We start from the raw sequence: 15,432 nt of genomic DNA, 5'->3' as shown, positions 1-15,432 counted from the left end.
TCATGAAGAGTTTCTTTTTACAGAAGCTCTTTTTTTCCTTTAATATATTTATGAGAAGAAACAACAATCAATAACAACAAGGAAGTGAGAAAATGTATAGCGTAGGAATCGATATAGGATCAGTAGCCAGTAAGGCTGTAGTATTTAACGGAGAAGACATTATTTCCAAGGTTATATTACCTACTGGGTGGAGTCCGAGAGAGACAGGTGAAAAGGTATTAGCCACTTTATTGCAGGAAGGAAAAATAGAGAGGCAACAGATCAAAGTCATTGTTGGTACCGGCTATGGGCGAATCTCCTTACCTTTTTTAGATAAAAAAGTAACTGAGATTACCTGTCATGGTGTTGGTGCCCACTACTTTGATCATGAGGTTAGAACCGTTATTGATATTGGAGGACAGGACAGTAAAGTTGTAAAATTGGATGCAAAAGGAAATGTCTTGGACTTTTTAATGAATGATAAATGTGCCGCCGGCACAGGAAGATTTCTGCAGGTGATGGCCCATGTCTTAGAGATAGATATCAGTGAACTTTCAACCATTGCTGAAGGTGCAGAGCCTCAGAAGATTAATAGCATGTGTACAGTCTTTGCAGAATCTGAGGTAGTAAGCTTGATGGCAGAGGGGGCATCAAAGGAAAGTATAGCAGCAGGACTATTACAATCTGTTTCAAACAAAACCTATTCACTGGCCAGTAGAGTAGGAGTAGAAAATAAGGTCTTTTTTTCAGGCGGGGTATCGAAAAATCCCTTATTAAAGATTTTTTTAGAGAAAAAGCTAGATGTTGCAATTCACTCTTCTCCATTATCTCAGTATATTGGCGCTATAGGGGCGGCAGTTATTGGATATGGAAAAAATGTTTTGGTACCATAGTAGATGGTATATATGTATTGTAAACAGAAGCAAACAATTTGATGTCATACAAAGGAGGAAGAAAAATGAATGCAAATGAAGTAGTACTAAAGGCTTTAAATGATGCAGACAAACCACTAAGGCCTGGTGAAATAGCAGAACTGGCTGGAATAGACAAAAAAGAAGTGGATAAAGCCATCAAGGAATTAAAAAAGGAAGATAAGATTATTTCCCCTAAAAGATGTTTTTATGCTGTAAACAAATAAGCTTTGTTAAAGTGTCAAATAGAAGAGAGAGCATCAATGAAAAAAGAGATGCTCTCTCTTTAACTATTTAACTTTTTCTATTTGACTTTTGCAGATTTTAGAGAATAAGGTAATATCCATACCGATAGTGATGTATTGAAAACCTTCTTGCATTTTTGTTTTTGCCTGCTGGCCATCCGTAACAAAAATACCTGCCGCCTTGTTATAGGCTTTACATACCCTAACTACTTCTTCAGCAGCCTCTTTAATCAAAGGATGATTTACCTCTCCAGGTATCCCCATAGATTGAGACATATCAAAGGGCCCAAGGAAAATAACATCTACCTCAGGAATCTGTGCTATTTCTTCAAGATGATCAAGACCCTCTTTATTTTCACAATGAACAATAATCATGGTCTCTCTATTTGAGTGTTTAAAGTACTCTAAAGGAGGAACAGTTCCATAGTTAGAGCTTCTAGGCATGGCTAATCCTCGATTCCCTATAGGGAAATATTTTGCAGCCTTTACTATTTCCATTGCTGCAGCGGGATGATTTACTTGAGGAACCTGGATACCATGCGCTCCCACATCTAATGAACGCAGGATGGTTGACTCCATAGAATTAGTGACTCTTGTAATAGGTGTAAGTCCTCTAACCTCGGCAGCTCTTATTAGGCTAACAGTGGATTCTATGGATAAAGGTCCATGCTCAGTATCTATTACCACAAAATCAAAACCAGATAAACCAATGATTTCTATGAAATCAGGAGAGTTGCAGGTAACAAAGGTGCCAAAGGCAGTTCCTCCTTCCTTCAGAAGTGTTTTCATTCTATTTTTAAACATTTAATCACCTCGTCTTAATATTTTATAAAGGAACAATAATATAGTAATTCTATGAATGAGACAAGATTCCTTCTTATCTTCATCTTATCATCATGACATAAAAAAATTTAGGACAAGAGGCTATTTTTCGTAACATTCTTCCTTAAGGCTGAATAGTATACTAAGTATAGAGATATTTAGTGAAGTCGGGACTATTATTTAAAGAGGTGATGGTTAGATGATTAGGGAAGAGGGCAAGGCCAAAATAATAAAACGACGAATAATAAAACAGAGAATAGGTGTAACCTACCCGGATATTATCGGTCTAGAAAACAAAGAAGCACAGAAAGAAATTAATGCGCTGATTCAAGAAGAAATATACAGAATGATAATAGAGCAGGGCTTTGAAGAAGATTACACAAAAGAAATCTGGGGAGATTACAAAGTGAAATACAATAAAAACAACCTCTTTAGTATACTTATTTATATCAACTCCTATTCAAAAGGAGCAGCCCATGGGTTAACAGCTGTAAAGGGCATCAATGTTGATTTGTGCACTGGACGGAGCTATCAATTGATGGATTTATTTATGAAAGATAGCAACTATATAAGTACAATTAATGAAATAATTAATCATCAAATCATGAAAAGAAAGGTTCCTCTACTGATTGAATTTGAAACCATCGATAAAAAACAGGATTTCTATTTAAAGGAGGAGGCTTTGGTGGTTTTTTTCCAAATCTATGAGTATACACCCTATGATTTTGGAATACCTGAGTTTGAGATTCCTTACACAGAGATACAAGATTGCTTTGATACGAAAGGCCCTGCGAAAGCCATTATTTAAGATAGATAGTAGGCTGCTATAATGAAAAAGATAGCAGTTTTTCTATTGGGCTTTTAAAAAGACTGGAAGTATACTAAATAAGTATATAGATACACTAATAATGGATATAGATATAATAAGTATTATTATATAGTAATAGAGGTGGGTAAAAAAATGGAAAAAGAAAAAGCCAATATACAGGTTGTTATAGGTATGTCTGGAGGTGTAGACTCTTCAGTAGCAGCACTATTGCTAAAACAGGAGGGCTATAATGTTATAGGAATTTTCATGAAAAATTGGGACGAGACTGATGAGTTTGGGTTCTGCACTGCTGCAGAGGATTATGAAGATGTAAGAAGAGTCTGTGATCAAATAGATATTCCTTATTATACTGTAAACTTTGAAAAGGAATACTGGGACAAGGTATTCAGCTACTTTTTAGAGGAGTACAAAAAAGGCAGAACCCCTAATCCTGATGTCATGTGTAACAAAGAAATAAAGTTCAAAGCTTTTCTTGAGCATGCCTTAAAATTAGGGGCTGATTATCTAGCAACCGGCCATTATGCACAAATTGATTATTACAATGAAGAATATCGATTGTTAAGAGGTGCTGATGATAATAAAGATCAGACCTATTTTTTAAATACCTTAGGACAATATCAATTGTCAAAAGCCATGTTTCCTATTGGTCATTTATCTAAAGCAGAAGTTAGAGAGATAGCAGAAAAAGAAGGACTAATAACAGCAAAAAAGAAGGATAGTACTGGGATATGTTTCATTGGAGAAAAAGACTTTAAAGAGTTTTTAAGTAGATATTTACCAGCACAACCAGGAGAAATAAGGGATTTAAAAGATAGAGTAAAGGGTAAACATGAAGGACTGATGTATTACACTCTAGGGCAAAGGAAGGGCTTGGGTATAGGAGGTAGTGGCACTGGTGAACCATGGTTTGTAGTTAGTAAAGATTTGAAAAAAAATATTTTGTATGTAGTACAGGGAGAAAATCATCCTGCCCTATATTCCTATGGATTAGTAGCTAGTGATTTAAGCTGGGTAAGTGATAAAGAGCCACCTGCTGTTTTTAATGCTACAGCAAAGTTTCGATATCGACAAAGGGATCAAAAGGTAAAAGTTTATAGGACAGCGACTAACCAGTGCAAGGTGATCTTTGAAGATCCACAAAAAGCTGTGACACCAGGACAAGCTGTTGTCTTTTATCATGATAAGGTCTGTTTAGGTGGGGGCATTATTGATAAACAGCTTTCTAAAGATGAAACCTAGCTTATAGATACTATCTTTGGTAAAATATTCATATAACCCTAGGATGGAGGGAAAGATATGAGAGAAGCATTGTATTACGAAGTACTAGATAATAAAGTCCATTGTATGCTATGTCCTCATCACTGCCGAATCTCTAATGACGAAATCGGAAAGTGCGGGGTAAGAAAAAACATCCACCATAAACTCTATAGTATGAACTATGGGAAGCTGTCAGCCATACATGTGGACCCCATAGAAAAGAAGCCTATCCATCAATTCATGCAAAATACCAATACTTTATCTATTGGAAGCTATGGATGCAACCTCAGTTGTTCTTTTTGTCAAAACCATTCTATTTCTAAAGAAGCACCTAAAACCATAGATAAGAAACCAGAAGAAATCGTGAACTTAGCATTAGAATATAACCTTCCTTCTATTTCCTACACCTACAATGAACCTACCATTTATTATGAATATATGATAGATACAGCACAGCTTGCACAAGAAAAGGGATTAAAAAACATTGTCGTAACCAATGGATTTATTGAAACAGAGCCGCTAAAGCATCTGCTAAAATTTACTGACGCCATGAACATTGATCTAAAGACCAATGAGAAGAAAACATACAAGGAATTTTGTGATGGAGATGTAACACCAGTGAAAAATGCCATTAGGATTGCTGCCGCCGTCTGTCATGTGGAGGTAACTACATTAATGGTAACTGGAATGAATGACGATCTTTCTCAATTGCAAGAGTTATTTCAATGGCTTTCTTCAGTGGATCAAAGCATACCCTTACATCTATCAAGATACTTTCCTAGATACCAATATAATCAACCGGCTACAGATATTGAATTTATGAAGGCGGCAAAAAAAGAGGCGGATAAATATTTATCCTATGTATACTTAGGAAATGTGTAAGGAAATAAACTACTGAAGGGGGAATATCCTATGAAGGTTCTAAATAATAAAGAGATGAGAGAGCTAGATAGAATTGCAATAGAAGTATATAGCATTCCTGGAATTATTCTGATGGAAAATGCTGGTATAGCTGTAGCCCAACAGGCAATGAAAGTTTTAAATAATAAACCAAGCAAAAAAGTGGTCATATTATGCGGTGTAGGCAATAATGGCGGAGACGGGTTTGTTGCAGCAAGGCATTTACGGAACAAGGGTATTCCTTTAGATGTATTTATTCTTGGAGAACCTGCCAGGATCAAGGGAGATGCAAGGACCAATTATGATATCCTTTTAAAGCTGGGAGTTTCAATTACTTATATAGAAGAGGAAAAGGATGTCACAGCTTTTGAAAAAGCATTAGTAAACGATAGCATCATTATAGATGGGATTTTCGGGACTGGCCTGCACAGAGAGGTAGAAGGAATAATAAAAGAAGTCATAATAACTACAAACAACAGTGGAAAAGAGGTAATCGCTATTGATATACCATCTGGCGTCAACGGAAATGATGGGAAAATAAATGGGGTAGCTATCCAAGCTGCTAAGACGATAACCTTTCAGTTGCCGAAGCTAGGGAACATCCTTTATCCTGGGAGAGCTTATTGTGGTGAACTGATGATTAAGGATATTGGCATTCCTCAAGAGGCAATAAACTCAGTCCAGACAAAAATCCAGCTTATTACTGAGGATGACATAACAGGGATACTTCCCCAACGTCGCCCAGATACCCATAAAGGAACCTATGGTAAGGCTTTTATTATAGCGGGTTCTCCAGGGATGACAGGTGCAGCCATTTTAGCTTCTAAGGCGGCACTCCGATGCGGAGGGGGAATTGTAAAGGTGGCAGTCCCCCAAGCTCAGATGGATATTTTAGAAAATAAATCGATAGAAGCAATTTCTGTTTCTTTAGAGGATTTACAAGGAAATAAGAAGGAATTTATAGAAAGGTTGCAGACAGAAGATACAGTAGCCATAGGTCCTGGATGTGGACAAAGCGATGCATTTTTTGATACTTTGGGAACCGTGATAAATAATACAACTGTCCCCATAGTGATAGATGCTGATGGATTGAATGTATTGGCTAAAAATTTAAATATATTAAAAAATTCAAAGGCTCCTTGTATCATTACACCTCATCCGGGAGAAATGGCAAGATTAACTGGGCTTTCTATCGAAGTCATCAATAAGGAGAGAATAAAAGTCACGAAGGATTTTTCAGAAAAATGGGGCGTGATTACCCTGTTAAAGGGAGCAGCTACAGTAATAGCTGACCCTGAGGGAAATGTTTATATAAATACAACTGGAAATCCAGGTATGGCCACTGCAGGCAGTGGTGATGTGTTAACTGGTATGATTACAGGCTTTTTAGCTCAAGGGATTAGCCCTATAAAAGCAACGATAATAGCCGCATATTTACACGGCAAAGCAGGAGACAGAGGATCTGTAAAGCTGGGTCAATACAGCTTAATGGCAGGAGATATTATAAAGGAAATTCCCTGCTTAATAAAAGAAGTTTTAGCTGAGCCGTTGAAAAAGTCAAATAATACATGACAAAACCAAGATTGTCATTCTGAGTTTTAGCGAAGAATCTTAGCACTTGAAAGGCTTAAAAGATTCTTCATTGCACTTCGTTACATTCAGAATGACAAGAACCTGATACTTTTTCAACAGCCTAAGCTTTTAGCTATGAAATGAGAAGTTGGTGATAATTGGAGGTGAGAAGATGAAGAAATTACAAGGTGTTGCCATTTCTCCCCATCCTCCCATCATTATTCTTGAGGTAGGAGGAGGAAGAGAAAGAGAAGCGCAGAAAACAATTGATGGTATGACGAAGATGGTAAAAACCATTGCTGAGAAACAGCCAGAGTTGATTGTCTTGATTACACCCCATGGCACTGTATTCCAAGATGGGGTTAGTGTTCTTGCGGAAGAAACACTAAAAGGTGATTTAAGTAAATTTGGAGTATCAAGCCTAAAACTTGAAAAATCAATGAATATTGATTTCATCAAGGCTCTAGCAACGGAATTTGAGAAAAACCAAGCTCCAAGTGTTTTTCTAAACAAATCCTTGGCAATAAAATATGATGTAAAAGTAGAATTAGATCATGGGGCATTTGTTCCTTTGTACTACTTAGATAGATATTGGAAGGATTATAAAATAGCACATATAACCATCGGGATATTAAGCCAAGTTGAACTCTATGAAATTGGAAAAATTATTAGAGATACTGTAGAAAAAACTAATGATAATACAATTATCATTGCCAGCGGCGACCTTTCTCATTGTTTAGTTGAGGATGGCCCTTATCCATACCATCCTATGGGAGAGGTTTTTGATAAAAAAATAGTACAGGCAGTTGAAGCTGGAGATATTGGTGCTATTATAAATATGTCTGATAGTATAGCTGATCCAGCCGGAGAATGTGGTTTGAAACCGATAACGATGGCTTTAGGAGCTTTAGATGGGTATGAGATTGAGCCCAAGGTTTTTTCCTATGAAGGTCCCTTTGGGGTGGGCTATTTAACAGCCTTTATAGAAGCCTCTGAAAACACAAGAGAGAGTATATTAGAAAAAGAAAAAAAGAAAATTGAAGAACAGTATCATCAGAAAAGAAAGATGGAAAGTCCTTATGTAGCCTTAGCAAGAAATACCATTGAGGACTGGATAGAAAAAGGAAAAAAATTCAATTTTAATCAATATAAAAAAGAAATAGAGGATAGTACCTGGAAACATGATGTCGAAGAAAAGAGGGCTGGAGCTTTTGTATCCATACATAAAAATGGAGAACTAAGGGGATGTATTGGAACTATTGAAGCTACGGAAAAAAATATAGCTGAAGAGATTATCAGAAATGCTATTCAAGCAGCTGTCGACGATCCAAGATTTAGTCCTATTAGAGAGGAAGAACTAAAAGCACTAGAGATAAAAGTGGATATACTTCATGACAAAGAAACCGTAGATACATTGGCAGAGCTGGATGTAGAAAAATATGGTGTAATAGTTGAAGCAGGTTACAAAAGAGGTTTGTTATTACCAAATCTAGAGGGTGTCAACACTGTAGAGGAACAGATAAACATCGCCAAGAAGAAGGCAGGTATACAGGACGGAGAAAAAATAAAAATCTATCGTTTTGAAGTCACCCGTTATCAATAAGAGTAGGAAGTTTAGCACTACACCCAAAGAAAAAAACTGAGGTAATTCTATGCCTCCGTTTTTTTTGTTTAACTAATAATATATACCCACTACAACAAATTTATGATAATAAAAACACAAAAATATCTATATGAGAATATTATGTTATTACAGGAAAATCCTTGTTAAAAAAAAGAGGAGGAGAGATATTATGATGTATACACCTTATCCTGGCATATACCCTATACCCTTCATGCCGATGTATGTAAAATATGCACATGCATATGTGCCATACCAGACCTATATGGAAGCATTTCCTTTGACTGAGGCTATGATGAAAGGGACGCTTTTCCCCGAATTATATCAACCCTATATTGAAGAAGATAGACGTTGGGAGGGTAAATAATTATGAAGGAAAGAATGGTTTTAATGCGACAAATTCAAGATGTAGAATTTGCTTTAACTGAATTACAGCTATACTTGGATACACATCCGTTTGACCAAAAAGCATTGATGGATTTCAATTGCTATAGTCAACAGCTACTAATGTTAAAACAAAGCTATGAGATGGCTTATGGACCATTACTAAGCTACGGTTTTTCACCAAGTCCTTATCCATGGAAATGGCTTGATAGTCCATGGCCATGGGAAGAACAATTTTAAGCATTGAAGGAGGAAAGTAGTATGTGGATTTATGAAAAAAAGTTACAATACCCTGTTAGAGTAACCTGTGGAACCGATCTAAAGCTAGCACAGTATCTATTAACGCAATATGGCGGCCCTGATGGAGAACTATCAGCGGCTTTAAGATATCTTAATCAAAGATATACTATACCAACCAATGAAGCAAAAGGTTTATTAACAGATATCGGAACCGAAGAGCTAGCTCATGTTGAGATAATCACCACTTTAATCTACCAATTAACAAAGGATGCAACTGCTGAAGACTTTAAAGCAGCAGATATGGGTTCTTACTATGCTATTAGAGACGGAGCATTGTTTTATTCTGATTCCAATGGTGTGCCGTGGACAGCAACCTATATACAGGCCCATGCAGACCCTATCACAGATTTACATGAGGATATGGCGGCGGAACAAAAAGCTAGGGCAGTATATGAGCATTTAATAAAACTTACAGATGACCCTGGAGTAAAGGATACCTTAAGATTTTTAAGAGAAAGAGAAGTTGTTCATTACCAAAGGTTTGGAGAAGCATTAAGAATTGTTCAAGAATACATGGATACAAAAAAAGTATATTAAGATCAGGAGAATTTCCTGATCTTTTTCTTAATAATGTGTTAAAGAGACGAAAAACAGGTATATATTAATAAAGGAGGGATTTCTATGATGAAGGATATAAAACTTCAGAAGGGTATGACCCACATGATACAAAAAACTGTAGCCTATGAAGACACAACTTTGAGCTTTGGTAGGAGCGGCATAGAAACCTTATTTTCTACTACTTCTTTAGTAGGTATGATGATTGAAGTAACGGTGAATTTAGTGGGAAAAAACATACCAGAGGGTTATATCACTATATCAAGAAATATGAACATAATACACCAAAAACCAACTTTACAAGGTATGGCGGTAACAGCAAAAGCAGTTTTGGAGGAAATTGAAGGAAATAAGCTGCATTTCTCTATTACTTGCTATGATGAAGTAGGTGAAATAGCAACAGGAAAGCTCGAGCGTCATATTGTAAATCAAAATGCATTGATAAAGAAAGCACATGAAAGAGCTGAAGCATTAGAGCAAAATAGCAGATAAAATGCTGTAAAGGGCATCGAAATGGATTGCAAAGCCTACAAAATTTACATTATTTAAAATGCTTTTAGACTAAAAATGAGAGAGATAGGGTATAAACTGGTTTGGATGCCATTACTGGCATCCTTAGACTGTTGAAAAACCTCCATCTTCTGCTTTACTTCAAAAACCCAGCACCTTTACGTATTACGTATACGCTGCAGTCGCTGGGTTTTCTTGCGCCTTGAATCTGAAGATTTTTGAACAGTCTGGAGGTTGTTGACTTTTTCAACAACCTCTGGATGCCATTACTGGCATCCTTATTTTGTTATTAAAGGAATAAAATATTTGGATAGATAAGAAATTATATTTAATAATAATAACAAATCGTAATTATAATGAGGAAGGAGAGAATTATGGGGATTAGACTATTTGTTATCGCAGTTATACCCAGTATTGCTATTGCCACGGCTATTTATCTTACAGATAGATATGATAGAGAACCGCTACATTTATTAGCAAAGGTTTTTCTGTTAGGTGCATTATCAGTTATTCCTGTACTAATTGTACAAAGATTGTTATTGAGATTGAATATTTTCACTGGACTCTTAGCAGCTGCTTTTACAGCCTTTATCATAGCAGGTGTAACAGAAGAGTATTTCAAAAGAGCAGTAGTTTTATATAGTGCCTATAATAGCCGACATTTTAACGAAAAGTTAGATGGAATTGTGTATTGTGCTTTTTCAGCTTTAGGATTTGCCACCGTTGAGAACATTATGTATGTAGTATTTAGATTTAGCAGCAATTATTATGTAGGTATTATGAGAGGAATTTTGTCAGTACCAGCCCATATACTATTTGCTGTTACTATGGGTTATTATCTCTCTTTAGCAAAATTCAGTGAAGATCCAGCGGAAAAACGGAGATATTTTTCAAGATCGCTTTTGGTTCCAGCTATTTTTCATGGATTATTTAATTTCATATTAATGGCAGGCATTCCACTACTAATGCTTTTATTTATTCCTTATGTTATTTACCTATGGAGAGTCAATCTGATTCGATTAAACAAGTATACCAAATATAGTAGAGATAACTATAATCGCATAATTAAGGATGAAGAATAAAAGAAAACTCCAGTTTCACTTATCATTCTATAGTATAAGTGAAACTGGAGTTTTATATCCTTAATTGGATCTAGCAATTATTTTTACCATCGTCTCTATTGTTGCATCCGTTGGTATTTGAAAAGTTCCTGATTTTAATTTTAGTGATAAATCTAGTTCTTCTGCAACTCTAATAAAGTCTTGTGTATTTTCTATTAATCCATTTTCTTGAAGTATTCTTGCAACACCTACACCGGGAGTACCATTAGGGATAGTAATTTGCTTACTTGCCACAACTGTTATCTCTATAGGCGTACTTGATTCTTCTTGAGACTCTTCTACAGGTGGTACTTCTTCCACTACCGTTTCTTCCGGTGCTTCGTCTATTTCAGAATCAATCTCCGGTAGCTTTGACTGGATCTCTTTATTGCTTTCTTCAATCGTTGATGCTGTATCTATTGCAGAGGCTGTATTATTATCATCAAACCAATCACCTAGATTCCACGCTACAACCACTAACATAGTAACAGTAATAATAATAGCTATAAACACATCGCTAAAGTCATGCAGTATATCTCTAATCTTTTCCATTTGTTTACCACCTTTTATTCTTAATATATACTTAAGCATACCATAAGTTCTATCACTATTTCAATAAAAGTTATGAATGTAAATATTAACACATAACTATAAAAAAAGTACTGTAATTAATTCAAATAAATTACATATTATTTATTCAAGCAGTTATAATATGACTAAAACAATAATATAGAAGTAATAAAAATGAATAAATATATAATTCTAAAAGAATGATTTAAAGGGGAGGGAATGAAATGGCTAAAGGATTAAAAAAAATTACTACAGTAGATGAGTTAGACAAAATAATAAAGAAATCCAATAAGAAACCCGTTTTTATTTTTAAACATGACGTTACGATTGCTGAGAGTGAAGAGGCCTATCATATATATATTCAGTTCATAGATGAAAATCAAGAAGATTTAATGTTTGCAATGGTTGATGTAAGAGAGTATATAGAAGTGTCAGAGGAAATAGTAGAAATTTTAGAAATCAACCACGAAACACCTCAACTTATGCTGGTAATGGAGGAAGAGGTTGTGTGGGATGATCAACAGAACAATATTACCTTCGACATTTTAACTGAAGTAGTCAACGAGTTTATCTTCATCTAAGCCATCGTTACTTATAGTTGCTTTACATATATTACAGTGATAAAATGGTAAAAGAGATTTATAATTGATGCACTACTAGAATGAATACTTATTTAAAAAAAGGCAGATCAAGTATTACATTGTGGAAATAATATGAACTCTATTTAGTAGAATCAAAAATTCCTCTAGGTAAACAAATGAAATGACTGCCACAAAAGTTAAAATGCAAACCTGCACTCTGTATAAGTGCCTATCTCAAAACTAAAGATTTTGAATAGCTACCTATCTATAATAAGTCTCGTTTTATTGTGAAATAAAGACTGGGGGACAGAAGATGAAAAAAGAAATAATGGAATGGGTTAAAACAATAGTTCTATCCTTGATAATTGCATTGGTGATAACTACTTTTATTAAACCAACCATTGTCAAAAATTATTCTATGATTCCAACATTAGATGAAAATAATTTTTTAATTGTAAATCGATTGCTGTATAAGCAAGGAACACCCAAAAGAGGAGATATAATCGTATTTAGATCTCCACTTAAAACCGTAAATGGGAAAGACAAACTACTAATAAAAAGAGTCATTGCTTTACCAGGAGAAGAAATCGTTATTACTGATGGAAAAGTATTTATAAATGGTGATTATCTACAAGAACCTTATTTAGTAGATCCTTATACAGAAGGCAATATTCACATGGTAATACCTGAAGGTAAAATATTTACCATGGGAGATAATAGAAGGAATAGTTTAGATAGTAGAGATGATGTCTTAGGATTAGTAGATGAAGATGACATTATTGGGAAAGCCTTTTTACGTTTGTACCCACTCAATAGATTAGGTTTCCTATCCAAGTATTCACCTGTTAATGCTGATGAAAGAACTGCACTAAATTAATATTTTCCACTCATAAAAACCTCCTTAATAGTAAAACATATACTGAGAATATATTTAGGAGGTAATGATAATGAAAGTAAGAGAGATTATGACGAACCATGTATCAGCTGCCAATGCAAATTCTACTATTGATGAAATAGCAAGAAAAATGAAGGAGCTAAATGTAGGCTCTATCCCTATATGCGATAGTCAAAATCATGTAGTAGGCATTGTTACGGACAGGGACATTGTAGTAAGAGGTATAGTAGACGGTTTTCAAGCATCTGACCAGGTAGATAAAGTGATGTCTAAGGAGCTAATTGCAATCTCACCTGATAGTCATGTCCATGAAGCAGCAAGAATAATGGCACAAAATCAGATAAGAAGGCTACCGGTGATCGAAAATGGTAAGTTAGTTGGAGTAGTTTCCATTGGAGATTTGGCTGTGAGAAATATTTATGTAGATGATGCAGGTAAAGCTTTAAGTGATATCTCTTTACCCAGTCGTCCAATGATGTAGTTAAATACATTTAAAAACACTTATCCCTAGCATATAGGTGCTAGGGATTAATATTCTTTACATTTCAAAAATTCTCTATGTGCTAGTAAATCTTCTAGCTTACTCAAATGAGTTCGCTTGTTATTATCTATAAAAAAAGTATATAATATAAGGGAGTAGAAACTATCTAATTAGAAAAAATCTATAGGGGGACTTTACGATGGGAAATAATAAGGAAAAAAACTACATAGCTATTACCATAAACGATAAAGGACCATTCAAGTATGAAAAAGGTATTTTATTAGAAGAGATAGCGAAGGATTTTCAAAAAAAAGAAAATTATCTTATTGTTGCAGCTATTGTAGAGAATCAATTAAAAGAGTTAAAATACCCTTTAAACGAAGATTGCGAAATAAAATTTGTAGATATAAGCACGACAATTGGATCAAGAATTTATCAAAGAAGCTTGTCTTTTGTATTTATTAGAGCATGTATGGAGCTTTTTTCAGGATGCAAGGTTTCGGTAGAACATTCTATTAGTAAAGGATTATATTGTGAGGTCCATTATAAAAGGCCTATAGAATTAGAAGATACAGCTAGAATTGAAAAACGAATGCAGGAAATTATTACTGAGGATACCCAGTTCGAGAAAAGTAGAATTCCTGTAGATGAAGCAAAGGATATTTTCCGGGAATATGGACAAATCGGAAAGGTTCGTTTATTGAAATATAGAGAAAAACCCTATGTGAACATCTATCAGTGTGGTTGGCTAAAGAATTATTTTTATGGTTATATGGTACCTTCTACAGGATATTTAAAAGATTTTAAATTGCAATTTTATGCCCCAGGAATTGTACTACAGTTTCCTAGAGCAGAGGATGGAGGAAAGCTTCCAGTATTTCACGAACATCCAAAGCTCTTTAAGGTTTTTAGAGAATCTGAGAAATGGGGAGAAATATTAGAGATTGATTACGTAGCAGCATTAAATGACCTCATTATTACTCAAAAAGAAGCAGAATTTATAAGAATTGCAGAAGGATTACACGAAAAGAAAATAGCTGAGCTGGCAGATAGTATCACTGAAAATCTTGATGAAAAACAAGTGGTTTTGATAGCGGGACCATCCTCCTCAGGAAAAACTACCTTTGCAGAAAGATTAATGATTCAGTTAAAGGTAAACGGGGTTAAACCTATTTCGATTTCTTTAGACGATTATTTTGTCAATAGGCAGGATACACCATTAGATGAAAAAGGACAATATGATTTTGAATCTCTGTATGCAATTGATTTGAAGTTGTTTAATAAAGACCTGGAAAGGATTACAGCAGGAGAGGAAGTAGAAATACCTACCTTTAACTTTCATACGGGTAGAAGAGAATATAATGGAAAGAAAATACGAATAGAACCTGATCAACCCATCATACTGGAAGGCATTCATGCTTTAAATGATGAGTTAACTGCTGCTATTCCTAAAAATAAAAAGTTTAAGATTTATATCAGCGCATTAACACAGCTAAATATCGATGAACACAATAGAATACCGACGACTGACAGTAGATTGATTAGAAGAATTGTTAGAGACAGTAAATATCGTTCAAAAAATGCTGAAGATACTTTAGCAATGTGGTATTCTGTAAGACGTGGTGAAGAAAAAAATATTTTTCCGTTCCAAGAAGAAGCCGATGCAATGTTTAATTCAGCTTTATTTTATGAACTAAGTATATTGAAAAAATATGCGGAGCCGCTACTAAGACAGGTAGATAATACTAGCATATATTATTCTGAGGCAAAGCGTCTGCTTAAATTCTTAAGCTATTTTGTAGCTTTAGAAAAGGAAATAGATATTCCTAGAACTTCTATACTAAGAGAGTTTATAGGGGGAAGCGCTTTTCATCATGCTGCTGATTAAAACCAAGGATAAGATAGAGGTATAAACACTCT

Annotated in this window: 18 protein-coding genes; 16 read left to right on the top strand and 2 right to left on the bottom strand. The window is 35.0% G+C overall.

Going from position 1 to position 15,432, the window contains the following annotated elements; all coding sequences use genetic code 11:
• Positions 1 to 92 precede the first annotated feature (92 nt).
• Both BMX10_RS10015 and BMX10_RS10010 read left to right on the top strand, forming a co-directional pair.
• Positions 93 to 872: an acyl-CoA dehydratase activase gene (locus BMX10_RS10015; RefSeq protein WP_090443283.1), complete on the top strand. Its 780-nt coding sequence runs from the start codon at positions 93 to 95 to the stop codon at positions 870 to 872.
• 65 nt (positions 873 to 937) lie between these two features.
• Positions 938 to 1,117 carry a MarR family transcriptional regulator gene (locus BMX10_RS10010; protein WP_090443280.1) on the top strand — a complete coding sequence of 60 codons (180 nt, stop codon included), beginning with the start codon at positions 938 to 940 and terminating at the stop codon, positions 1,115 to 1,117.
• A gap of 63 nt (positions 1,118 to 1,180) precedes the next feature.
• Here BMX10_RS10010 and BMX10_RS10005 read toward each other — a convergent pair whose 3' ends face one another.
• Positions 1,181 to 1,939, bottom strand: coding sequence for an HpcH/HpaI aldolase family protein (locus tag BMX10_RS10005; RefSeq protein WP_090443277.1), 759 nt, complete (start codon positions 1,937 to 1,939; stop codon positions 1,181 to 1,183).
• A gap of 217 nt (positions 1,940 to 2,156) precedes the next feature.
• Here BMX10_RS10005 and BMX10_RS10000 point away from each other — a divergent pair, with 217 nt between their 5' ends.
• The 10 genes from BMX10_RS10000 (at position 2,157) to BMX10_RS09955 (ending at position 10,967) form a co-directional block, all read left to right on the top strand.
• Positions 2,157 to 2,765: a DUF3298 and DUF4163 domain-containing protein gene (locus BMX10_RS10000; RefSeq protein ID WP_090443274.1), complete on the top strand. Its 609-nt coding sequence runs from the start codon at positions 2,157 to 2,159 to the stop codon at positions 2,763 to 2,765.
• Positions 2,766 to 2,918: 153 nt separating this feature from the next.
• Entirely contained in the window at positions 2,919 to 4,025 is a 1,107-nt protein-coding gene (mnmA, locus tag BMX10_RS09995; RefSeq protein WP_090443270.1) for a tRNA 2-thiouridine(34) synthase MnmA, read from the top strand.
• Between the two features lie 57 nt (positions 4,026 to 4,082).
• Entirely contained in the window at positions 4,083 to 4,925 is an 843-nt protein-coding gene (gene amrS / locus BMX10_RS09990) for an AmmeMemoRadiSam system radical SAM enzyme (protein ID WP_090443267.1), read from the top strand.
• Between the two features lie 30 nt (positions 4,926 to 4,955).
• On the top strand, positions 4,956 to 6,515 hold the full coding sequence (locus tag BMX10_RS09985) for an NAD(P)H-hydrate dehydratase (protein ID WP_090443264.1): 1,560 nt from the start codon (positions 4,956 to 4,958) through the stop codon (positions 6,513 to 6,515).
• A 172-nt stretch (positions 6,516 to 6,687) separates the two neighbouring features.
• Positions 6,688 to 8,118 carry an AmmeMemoRadiSam system protein A gene (gene amrA, locus BMX10_RS09980; protein WP_090443261.1) on the top strand — a complete coding sequence of 477 codons (1,431 nt, stop codon included), beginning with the start codon at positions 6,688 to 6,690 and terminating at the stop codon, positions 8,116 to 8,118.
• Between the two features lie 190 nt (positions 8,119 to 8,308).
• Entirely contained in the window at positions 8,309 to 8,503 is a 195-nt protein-coding gene (locus BMX10_RS09975; protein WP_208976136.1) for a spore coat associated protein CotJA, read from the top strand.
• A 2-nt stretch (positions 8,504 to 8,505) separates the two neighbouring features.
• Entirely contained in the window at positions 8,506 to 8,760 is a 255-nt protein-coding gene (locus BMX10_RS09970) for a spore coat protein CotJB (protein ID WP_208976135.1), read from the top strand.
• Positions 8,761 to 8,781: 21 nt separating this feature from the next.
• A complete protein-coding gene (locus tag BMX10_RS09965) occupies positions 8,782 to 9,357 on the top strand; it encodes a manganese catalase family protein (protein ID WP_090443254.1) in 576 nt (191 codons plus the stop codon).
• An 84-nt stretch (positions 9,358 to 9,441) separates the two neighbouring features.
• Complete coding sequence (locus tag BMX10_RS09960) at positions 9,442 to 9,867, top strand: thioesterase family protein (protein ID WP_090443251.1); 426 nt, start codon at positions 9,442 to 9,444, stop codon at positions 9,865 to 9,867.
• 392 nt (positions 9,868 to 10,259) lie between these two features.
• Positions 10,260 to 10,967: a PrsW family intramembrane metalloprotease gene (locus BMX10_RS09955; RefSeq protein ID WP_090443248.1), complete on the top strand. Its 708-nt coding sequence runs from the start codon at positions 10,260 to 10,262 to the stop codon at positions 10,965 to 10,967.
• A gap of 60 nt (positions 10,968 to 11,027) precedes the next feature.
• Here BMX10_RS09955 and BMX10_RS09950 read toward each other — a convergent pair whose 3' ends face one another.
• Positions 11,028 to 11,537: an MltG/YceG/YrrL family protein gene (locus tag BMX10_RS09950; protein WP_090443245.1), complete on the bottom strand. Its 510-nt coding sequence runs from the start codon at positions 11,535 to 11,537 to the stop codon at positions 11,028 to 11,030.
• A 242-nt stretch (positions 11,538 to 11,779) separates the two neighbouring features.
• On the opposite strand from BMX10_RS09950, the gene ytxJ reads away from it, so the two are divergent.
• From ytxJ to BMX10_RS09930, 4 genes are all read left to right on the top strand, one after another.
• Positions 11,780 to 12,136: a bacillithiol system redox-active protein YtxJ gene (ytxJ, locus tag BMX10_RS09945; RefSeq protein WP_090443242.1), complete on the top strand. Its 357-nt coding sequence runs from the start codon at positions 11,780 to 11,782 to the stop codon at positions 12,134 to 12,136.
• A gap of 313 nt (positions 12,137 to 12,449) precedes the next feature.
• Positions 12,450 to 13,013, top strand: coding sequence for a signal peptidase I (gene lepB / locus BMX10_RS09940; RefSeq protein ID WP_090443238.1), 564 nt, complete (start codon positions 12,450 to 12,452; stop codon positions 13,011 to 13,013).
• A gap of 70 nt (positions 13,014 to 13,083) precedes the next feature.
• Positions 13,084 to 13,512, top strand: coding sequence for a CBS domain-containing protein (locus BMX10_RS09935; RefSeq protein WP_170834769.1), 429 nt, complete (start codon positions 13,084 to 13,086; stop codon positions 13,510 to 13,512).
• A 199-nt stretch (positions 13,513 to 13,711) separates the two neighbouring features.
• The gene (locus BMX10_RS09930) at positions 13,712 to 15,400 is read left to right on the top strand and encodes a nucleoside kinase (protein ID WP_090443235.1); all 1,689 of its coding nucleotides are present in this window, start codon (positions 13,712 to 13,714) and stop codon (positions 15,398 to 15,400) included.
• The last annotated feature ends 32 nt before the right edge of the window (positions 15,401 to 15,432 follow it).

The organism is Natronincola peptidivorans (assembly GCF_900111615.1).
In the GTDB taxonomy this organism is placed as follows: domain Bacteria; phylum Bacillota; class Clostridia; order Peptostreptococcales; family Natronincolaceae; genus Natronincola_A; species Natronincola_A peptidivorans.
This window is presented reverse-complemented; position numbering and strand designations above follow the sequence as displayed.

Excerpts from the sequence above, each read along its gene's own strand:
- BMX10_RS10015 (WP_090443283.1), top strand. The coding sequence starts at position 93 with ATGTATAGCGTAGGAATCGATATAGGATCAGTAGCCAGTAAGGCTGTA.
- BMX10_RS10010 (WP_090443280.1), top strand. The coding sequence starts at position 938 with ATGAATGCAAATGAAGTAGTACTAAAGGCTTTAAATGATGCAGACAAA.
- BMX10_RS10005 (WP_090443277.1), bottom strand. The coding sequence starts at position 1,939 with ATGTTTAAAAATAGAATGAAAACACTTCTGAAGGAAGGAGGAACTGCC.
- BMX10_RS10000 (WP_090443274.1), top strand. The coding sequence starts at position 2,157 with ATGATTAGGGAAGAGGGCAAGGCCAAAATAATAAAACGACGAATAATA.
- mnmA (WP_090443270.1), top strand. The coding sequence starts at position 2,919 with ATGGAAAAAGAAAAAGCCAATATACAGGTTGTTATAGGTATGTCTGGA.
- amrS (WP_090443267.1), top strand. The coding sequence starts at position 4,083 with ATGAGAGAAGCATTGTATTACGAAGTACTAGATAATAAAGTCCATTGT.
- BMX10_RS09985 (WP_090443264.1), top strand. The coding sequence starts at position 4,956 with ATGAAGGTTCTAAATAATAAAGAGATGAGAGAGCTAGATAGAATTGCA.
- amrA (WP_090443261.1), top strand. The coding sequence starts at position 6,688 with ATGAAGAAATTACAAGGTGTTGCCATTTCTCCCCATCCTCCCATCATT.
- BMX10_RS09975 (WP_208976136.1), top strand. The coding sequence starts at position 8,309 with ATGATGTATACACCTTATCCTGGCATATACCCTATACCCTTCATGCCG.
- BMX10_RS09970 (WP_208976135.1), top strand. The coding sequence starts at position 8,506 with ATGAAGGAAAGAATGGTTTTAATGCGACAAATTCAAGATGTAGAATTT.
- BMX10_RS09965 (WP_090443254.1), top strand. The coding sequence starts at position 8,782 with ATGTGGATTTATGAAAAAAAGTTACAATACCCTGTTAGAGTAACCTGT.
- BMX10_RS09960 (WP_090443251.1), top strand. The coding sequence starts at position 9,442 with ATGATGAAGGATATAAAACTTCAGAAGGGTATGACCCACATGATACAA.
- BMX10_RS09955 (WP_090443248.1), top strand. The coding sequence starts at position 10,260 with ATGGGGATTAGACTATTTGTTATCGCAGTTATACCCAGTATTGCTATT.
- BMX10_RS09950 (WP_090443245.1), bottom strand. The coding sequence starts at position 11,537 with ATGGAAAAGATTAGAGATATACTGCATGACTTTAGCGATGTGTTTATA.
- ytxJ (WP_090443242.1), top strand. The coding sequence starts at position 11,780 with ATGGCTAAAGGATTAAAAAAAATTACTACAGTAGATGAGTTAGACAAA.
- lepB (WP_090443238.1), top strand. The coding sequence starts at position 12,450 with ATGAAAAAAGAAATAATGGAATGGGTTAAAACAATAGTTCTATCCTTG.
- BMX10_RS09935 (WP_170834769.1), top strand. The coding sequence starts at position 13,084 with ATGAAAGTAAGAGAGATTATGACGAACCATGTATCAGCTGCCAATGCA.
- BMX10_RS09930 (WP_090443235.1), top strand. The coding sequence starts at position 13,712 with ATGGGAAATAATAAGGAAAAAAACTACATAGCTATTACCATAAACGAT.